At 60.0% G+C, this 7544-nt stretch carries 6 protein-coding genes; 5 read left to right on the plus strand and 1 reads right to left on the minus strand.

Features of this window, described 5'->3' with window-relative positions:
* The first annotated feature begins 101 nt into the window (after nucleotides 1-101).
* Nucleotides 102-2792 carry an AAA family ATPase gene (locus CVV68_RS19385; protein WP_110502643.1) on the plus strand — a complete coding sequence of 897 codons (2691 nt, stop codon included), beginning with the start codon at nucleotides 102-104 and terminating at the stop codon, nucleotides 2790-2792.
* A gap of 7 nt (nucleotides 2793-2799) precedes the next feature.
* On the opposite strand, the gene CVV68_RS19390 is transcribed toward CVV68_RS19385, so the two are convergent.
* Nucleotides 2800-3615, minus strand: coding sequence for an alpha/beta hydrolase (locus tag CVV68_RS19390; protein WP_110502644.1), 816 nt, complete (start codon nucleotides 3613-3615; stop codon nucleotides 2800-2802).
* A gap of 203 nt (nucleotides 3616-3818) precedes the next feature.
* On the opposite strand from CVV68_RS19390, the gene CVV68_RS19395 reads away from it, so the two are divergent.
* From CVV68_RS19395 to CVV68_RS19410, 4 genes are all read left to right on the plus strand, one after another.
* On the plus strand, nucleotides 3819-4760 hold the full coding sequence (locus CVV68_RS19395; RefSeq protein WP_211320920.1) for an NADP-dependent oxidoreductase: 942 nt from the start codon (nucleotides 3819-3821) through the stop codon (nucleotides 4758-4760).
* A gap of 61 nt (nucleotides 4761-4821) precedes the next feature.
* Entirely contained in the window at nucleotides 4822-5076 is a 255-nt protein-coding gene (locus tag CVV68_RS19400) for a hexameric tyrosine-coordinated heme protein (RefSeq protein WP_245933665.1), read from the plus strand.
* A gap of 28 nt (nucleotides 5077-5104) precedes the next feature.
* Nucleotides 5105-5503, plus strand: coding sequence for a DUF1622 domain-containing protein (locus CVV68_RS19405; RefSeq protein ID WP_438502660.1), 399 nt, complete (start codon nucleotides 5105-5107; stop codon nucleotides 5501-5503).
* Entirely contained in the window at nucleotides 5500-6351 is an 852-nt protein-coding gene (locus CVV68_RS19410; protein ID WP_110502646.1) for an alpha/beta fold hydrolase, read from the plus strand. Before CVV68_RS19405 ends, CVV68_RS19410 begins: the two co-directional genes overlap by 4 nt.
* Nucleotides 6352-7544: the final 1193 nt, after the last annotated feature.

Consider the following 7544-nt stretch of genomic DNA (forward strand, 5'->3'; position numbering starts at 1 on the left):
AGCCCCGAGGAATAGAGTCGTGCTCAGGCGCAGGAACAGCTCCAGTCTATTGGCTGGGCTCCTCGTCTAGCTGCACCCAGGGAAAGAAGGGTGGGGGAAACGTGGCTCCATTGGTGGGTCGCAATCTGGAGTTGCTGCGCGCCCGGCGGCTTGTCGAGCAGCTACCCGCAAGAGGACAGGTTCTTGTCGTCGTGGGCGAGGCTGGGATCGGAAAAACGGCACTCGTCAATGCCACGGCGGAGCACGCTGTTGCATCCGGATGCCGAGTTGTAAAGGTAACTGCTACCGAGTTGGAGTCGCCGCTGCCGTATGCGGCGTTACAACAGATCCTGCACGCCTTGCCGAGGCGCCTAGACTCCATGCGCGCTCGGCCCAGGGACGTACTTGAGCGGGCGGTGGGACTGGCCGAAGGCGAGACGCCCGACGCTTTTGCGGTGGGGGTGGCATTGCTGGAGGCACTGACCGATGTAGCACCGGAGGTGGGCCTCTTGCTCATTGTGGATGATGCTCAGTGGCTGGATGAGTCCACTGCGCGCGTGCTGGCATTTGCGGCTCGCCGCCTCGATCACGATCCGGCGGCGGTGTTGTTTGCGGTCCGGATCGGCCATGAGTCTGCGGTGTTGAAAGCCGGGTTCGACGTCATCGAAATCGAACCGCTGTCCGATACGCATGCTCTTGACCTGCTCAGGTTGGATCGACCGGATCTAAGTAACATCGAGCAGGCGAGGGTGCGTATCTCTTCTGGAGGAAATCCATTGGCGCTTCTTGAGCTGCCACCGAATCACGACGGCGGGGGCGCACCTCTCGCTGCTCGGCTGCGCTCCGCGTTCATCGCCCGGCTGCGTGGAGTCACGGCTTTAACTGGTGACTTGCTTCTGGCTGCTGCCCTTGACGACTCGGACGCTGTGCGCGACTTGCGCGCCGTTGCTGCCACACTCGGGCTTGATGCGGAGGCCTTTCAGGCTGCTTTGAGCGAGCTCTCGAACAGGCGCACCATCGACGTGAAAGGCACTCAGTTCAGCTTTCGTCATCCGCTTATTCGAGCTGCGATCGTGTCGGAGTCTGACGATGAAGCGAGGAGAAAAAGTCATTCAGTTCTCGCCATGGCGTTCACCACCGACCCTGAACGCGCGGTATGGCATGAAGCGGCGAACGCAACGGACCCGGACGAGTCGCTCGCATCTCGGATGGAGCAAACTGCAGAGCGCATGGAGCGCCGCGGAAGCGCGATCACCACCGTGCAGGCCTGGTCGGCCGCAGTTCGGCTCAGTGTCGATCCCATCTTGCGGGCACGACGGACGATACGCTTGGCGGAGTCCTCGCTGCGAGCCGGTCTGGTCGTCACGGCACTCGAGTCCCTGAAGAGCGTGGACATGAATGCTGTGAACAATGTCGAACGCGCAAGGTGGGCTCTCGTGCGACTCAACGCGGACCGGCACACGGCCGCACCTCAAGAGCTGCAGGACCTCGTCGCGGATGCTGGCCGGCTCCTTGTAGCCGGCGAGACCGAACTGGCGATATCGCTTCACCTAACCATCGAAGAAAATCTGGACGCAGGCGGACACGACACACGAAGCCATCTCTCCGCCCTCGCCGAAAATATTGTCGCCAGACTCCCAGAAGGGGACATCCGCGGTCTCGTGGTGTTGGCGGCGACCGACCGGGCCGCCTACGGCGACGACATCGCCCACGCAATGCTCGCACTCAACAATGAGGAGTTCAGCGAGAACGCCGAATTGCTGACGAGACTGCCACCCAATGTCGACGCCCAACCTGCAATAGCACGGGTGCAACGACGGATGATTGACACGTACCGTGAGCGAGGACAGCTGCGCGCAATCGCCAATCTTCAACCAACTCACGCGTGGGTGGAGATCGCCCTTGCGGACTGGCCGGAAGCCTTGCGAGCCACTGAAGAAGGAACTCGTCTGGCAACCGAACTGGGTTACCCTCGTTGGGCAACGGGAACCCTCATCGGTGCAGCATTCATCTCGGCTGTTCGTGGCGACCACGCAGCTGCAGACGCAATGATCGAAGAGTCCGAACGGGGAGCAATGGCCTCCGGTGCAAACAACGTCCTCACCGGCATCCAGCTCACCAAAGGAGTCAACTACATCGCACAGAGCCGATATGACGAGGCGTTCACCGCGCTGCGCCGATCGTTCGATCCCCTTGACCCTTCGCACCACCCCATCCAGTCTGGATGGTGTCTGGGCGATCTAGCCGAGGCCGCTGCACACCTTGGACGCGTCGATGACGTGCGGCGACTCTTCATTCGCGCACCAAACGTGTCCACAACACCGTGGCAGAAAATGGCCGAGTTGTACGCAGCACCCTTTCTTGCCGAAGTTCCCGACACCGTCGACAAAGCATTCCGCGACGCCTTGACCGGAATTGTGCGCGACTGGCCGCTATATCGCGTACGCCTCCTTATCGAGCACGGCGCATGGTTGCGCCGGCAACGGCGAATTCCAGAAGCGCGGGACAGGCTTCGGGAAGCGAGAGATCTCGCAGACGCACTGACGATGCGTCCTTGGTCGGAAAAAGCCCGCAGCGAGCTGAGAGCAACTGGCACCGAGTCCGCACCGGCCGAAACTCATTCCTGGGAGTCGCTGTCCCCGCAGGAGCTGGAGGTTGCCCACCTGGCATCGAGTGGTTTGTCGAATCGGGAGATCGGAGAGCGACTCTTCTTGTCACATCGCACAGTCGGCTCGCACCTTTATAGAATCTTCCCGAAACTTGGCATCTCGAACCGTGCTCAGCTGGCAACAGTCCTGCGGTCCGCCATGTGATCATGGCTCAGGCAGCAGCCGAGGGCGCGATGACGCGCTCTTCGACCCAGCTCAGCACCGAGTCTGCTACCTCGCGCCAACCACTGTCGATCGTGAGCGAATGCCCCCTGTCGCCGAACTCCACCAGCTCGGTCACCGCGGTTGATTTCCGGTAGAGCTTGAACGTCGCTTTTGTGATGGACTCCGGCACTGTGTGATCCTTCCCGCCCATGATCAGCAGCAACGGTCCCCGATCTTCATTCCTGGTGTCGACTTTGGCTGGGGAGTGTGCCGAGAAGTTGGCACTTGCGGCTTCGAACAGCGGCTTGCCTGGGGATGGGATCGTCCACTTTTCAAAGAGCGCATCGGACTCTTCTGGAGATACAGCGTTTCCGAAGCTGTACCGAAACTGATCCATGGTGAGAGATACGGCCCGGTTCTCGTTGGCGAAGTTCTTGAATACTGGAAGGGTTGACTTCAACGAGGACAGAGGTAACGGCAGGACACCCTTGATCTGTGCGGCATCGATGGCGACTGCGGCGCGGCCAAGGTTAATGCCCAGCAGCTTTTCCGCCACCATGCCGCCAAACGAATGTCCAATGATAATTGGTTGCGATGGAAGGCCGCCGATGAAATCGGCGAAGTGGGCCGTGACAGCCTCGATGCCGTACCCGGCAGCCTCCTCGGGGTTCGCCCTGGATGTGAGGACATCGGCGCCTTCACCGGGCCAGGTGGGTGCGACAGGATCATACCCTCGTGCTTCGAACAACTCGATCCAAGGTTGCCACGAACCAGCAGCCAGCCAGAGTCCGTGGATGAAGACGACGGGAATCTTCTTACTCATTTCACTTGCCCATCAGATTGAAGTGGGACTAGCAGGAGCACCGGCGGCGCCCTAGATCAGACCATATACGCGAGGCAGATCGCCTGGCTTCAGTCGGACGACTGAACCTGCACAAGAGAACTCAATAGCCCTGTTGCAGTCAATCGACTGGGGCGCAAGCAGGGACTTCGTCTCTACCCTGATGCAGGTAGGAGGCAGTCATCATGGACGAAACAATGAAGGCACTCCGGGCACACCACCGCGGCGGCCCCGAGCAACTGATGTTGGACACGGTACCCATTCCCACCCTCACGGCAGGTGAGGTGCTGGTCGAAGTACACGCAGCCGCGATCACTTTTGCTGAGCTGAGCTGGGACGAGACATGGGGGCATATGCCCGCCATACCCGCGCACGAGTTCTCAGGTGTAGTTTCCGCCATGGCCAGCGACGTGGATGGTTTCGTCGTCGGTGATGAAGTCTTCGGGCTAATCCGATTCGAGCTTCAGGGCGCTGCGGCCGGCTACGTCGCCGTGCCAGCAGCAGATCTCGCGCGAAAACCAGCAAGCCTCACCCACGCAGAAACAGCTGCTCTTCCTCTCGCAGCTCTGACGGCTTGGCAGGCGCTCTTCGACGTTGCAGCCGTTGAAGCTAACGACCGTGTGCTGGTCCAGGGCGGTGCCGGCGGGGTCGGTATCTTTGCAGTTCAGCTGGCTAAGTCGGCCGGCGCCATAGTGACGACGACTGTCCGCGCGGACGGGATCGCTCTCGCTGAAGCGTTGGGGGTCGATGAGGTTATCGATACCGATGAGGTCGACTTCGTCGCCGGAGGCCCAAGGTTTGACGTTGTGATCGACACCATCGGCGGAGACGTGCTGCAGCGGTCTTACGACGTCGCGGTCGAAGGCGGGCACCTCGTGACGCTACAGGGTCCACCCGACACGAAACTGGCAGACCGTGCCGCCATCGCCGCAACATTCTTTATCGTCTCGCCTGACATCTCAGAATTGAACCGCATCGCCGACCTCGCTGATCGCGGCGACCTCCGTGTCGTTCTCGCTGCGACATTCCCGCTGGATCAGGGCAAAACCGCATTCGAAAGCGGACGCGGAACCCACAGATCACCGGGGAAAACGATTCTCATCGTCAGGGAAGTCGAACCCGGCTGAATCCACCTCGGCACACACACGAGCTGGGGAGACGCCAACCAAAATGTACAAGGAGAAAACAATGAACAGAGTTCCCGATTCCGAACTGGTGCTCGTGCCCGGAGGAACGCTCATCACAGCAACTTCAGAAGAGGGCCGCGCCCTCGCCATCACTATGGCCAGACACAGCATCCACAATATCCAACCCGACCTCGGCATTCTCAAAGGCGGCCGGCCGAACTACTCAACGAGTCCCGACAGCCTCATCGCCGTCAGCCAGGTGATCGCAATCGAGTTTCAGACCATCGCCGCAGCCAACAACTACTGGCGCCCCTAATAGATTCGTCAAAGCAACGGCGACCACGGTGACGTTCGGCGGAACAATCGAACTCGTCGGCAAAACCATCGACATGGTAGGAGGCGCGATCATCGTCGCGGGGCTCCTGCTCGCCACCATCGGGGCAGGTCTTCACCTTCGACGGCAGGGACCCGACACTTACCGCCGATACCGGCAACAACTAGGCCGTTCCATCCTGCTCGGCCTCGAAATGCTCGTCACAGCCGACATTATCCGCACCGTCGCGGAAACCCCCACACTCAACAGCGTGTTAGTGCTCGGGGGAATCGTCTTCATCCGCACATTCCCCAGCTTCTCCCTCGAGCTGGAAACCACCGGATCATGGCCATGGCAAAAAAGACACCAGACAATGCACCACCCCGGAAGAAAGACAAGTAGATGCGAACAATCCCCGCAAGAAGAATGATTTTCAAAAAGGGCTTGACCGCCCTCGCCGCCATAGGGTTGGCACTGTTGGCCCTGCTGCCAATCCAGCCAGCCACGGCCCAAGCGCCGACAACGGCACCCACACAGTCGGCCACCTCCTCACAAGTGAAGCCAACCATCGTTTTGGTGCACGGGGCTTGGGCCGACGGGTCAAGCTGGGCACCCGTGTCGGCGATCCTCCAAGCCCATGGCTACAGCGTACTTGTCCCGCCGAACCCCCTACGCGGGCTCAGCAGCGACGCGGCGTCCATCTCAGCGTTCATCCAACAGGCAACGACCGGCCCGGTAGTCCTCGTGGGACACTCCTACGGCGGGGCAGTGATCACCAACGCCGCAACGTCCACCCCTACCGTCAAGGCGCTCGTCTACGTTGACGCCTTCGCTCCCGCGCAAGGACAAACATTGGGACAAATCATCGGTGGATCCACATCCGCCCTCAACGTCCCCGACCCAACGACCGTGTTCAACGTCGTGGCCGATCCCAACTCCCCCGCCGGAGACGGAGACCTCTACCTCAAGCCGTCCACGTTCAATAGCGCCTTCGCACAGGATCTTCCCAGGGCTGTCCGGAACATACTCTCGCCGGCTCAACGTCCCTTGGCTGTCGGCGCAAACCTCGAGTCATCCGGCACCCCCGCTTGGGCCGCCATACCCAGCTGGTTTGTAGTCGGAACCGCAGACAAGGTGATCCCCCAGACGACCCAGCTTCAGATGGCGGCTGCCGCTGGCGGGCAGGTAACGAAGGTCAACGCCTCGCACCTATCCCTACTCTCCAAACCGCTTCAGGTTGCGCAGGTAATCACACAGGCGGCACACACGGTCCACTAACCGTCTTTGACGGCGAGGGACCGACTGCAGCGCAGCCGGTCCCTCAGCCCCGTCAGACCCTTTTGCTCCAGATTGTCCATTTGCACATGTCATGGGCGATGCCGTCCGGGAGGTAGGGTCCGGATTTCCCATAAGGTTCCCCATACGAAGCACCGAACCCGTCATTCCCAATCCTCCCTTAGCCGCCAATCTGATAGCCGTCAATTGGCCGGACACCATTCACCGGCCAACCAGCAGCGCCTCTACCCCGGGGCGCACAGTCCACCACGTTGGTCATCTGGGACCAGGCGTAAAATGTTAGACATGCACGGCGTCAAACACCGTCCAAGGATGAATCCCGAATGAACCTATTTTTTTGCCGAATTCGTACTCGAATCCAGATGACGTCAATGGGACCGTACGACCCACTCCCCTTTTCAACCAAGAACTGAGGCAATGCACGAAATGCCACAGTCTTCGGAACCAACAAAATACCGCGGAAACACGCGCATTATGGCAAGTAACCGCACCCATCAAAATCCAGATGGTGAGATTCTCTTGGCCGTCGGTTCGAGTCCGACCCGGGGCACAATATGGCCCTGACCTGCGGTTATGTCCCCCAGGCCAGAGGCAGCAAGGGCCAATATGGCCGCAACTCATCTTTTACTCATCTTTTCCAACGAAAAGTTGGCCACGTTTAAGGCGTGTCTTCGGCGAAATAGCGGGCAGCTGGTGCTCATCTCTTTCGACATCCGGACACAAATACTGGCGAGATTCCGCGGTTTCTCCGAGCCCGAGCGACTCGGCGCTGTGACCGACAGGATTTGGCCCTCCGATCGGCCATAAAATGTCGCATCTTCTCCTTCCCCGCCACGCCCTGCGGGGTGTAACGTTTGGGTCACGGTCTCCCCTCGTCACATAGACACCTAGACACCTAGTCACCTCCCAACGTCTGGAGACCGATCATGTTTGACCAAAAATTCATTGGGCAAGCCATTGCCCGAAGCGCCGAAAATCCCTCGGACCGTCCCAACTTCCTTCGCGTCGCAGGGCTCAGGACTCCGGACACGGTCGGGTGACGGGTTTGGGTGTTTGTTGAGTTTCCGGGGTTTTTCCTTGCTGGAACCCTGTTAATTTTGTGATGTCTCGGCACATCGGTGACAGTTCTGCCTCAGGACAGTGGTGACACTCGATGTCTCATCACATCGGTGACA

The sequence above is a fragment of the Arthrobacter livingstonensis genome, from assembly GCF_003219815.1.
In the GTDB taxonomy this organism is placed as follows: domain Bacteria; phylum Actinomycetota; class Actinomycetes; order Actinomycetales; family Micrococcaceae; genus Specibacter; species Specibacter livingstonensis.

Excerpts from the sequence above, each read along its gene's own strand:
- CVV68_RS19390 (WP_110502644.1), bottom strand. The coding sequence starts at position 3,615 with ATGAGTAAGAAGATTCCCGTCGTCTTCATCCACGGACTCTGGCTGGCT.
- CVV68_RS19400 (WP_245933665.1), top strand. The coding sequence starts at position 4,822 with ATGAACAGAGTTCCCGATTCCGAACTGGTGCTCGTGCCCGGAGGAACG.
- CVV68_RS19410 (WP_110502646.1), top strand. The coding sequence starts at position 5,500 with ATGATTTTCAAAAAGGGCTTGACCGCCCTCGCCGCCATAGGGTTGGCA.
- CVV68_RS19395 (WP_211320920.1), top strand. The coding sequence starts at position 3,819 with ATGGACGAAACAATGAAGGCACTCCGGGCACACCACCGCGGCGGCCCC.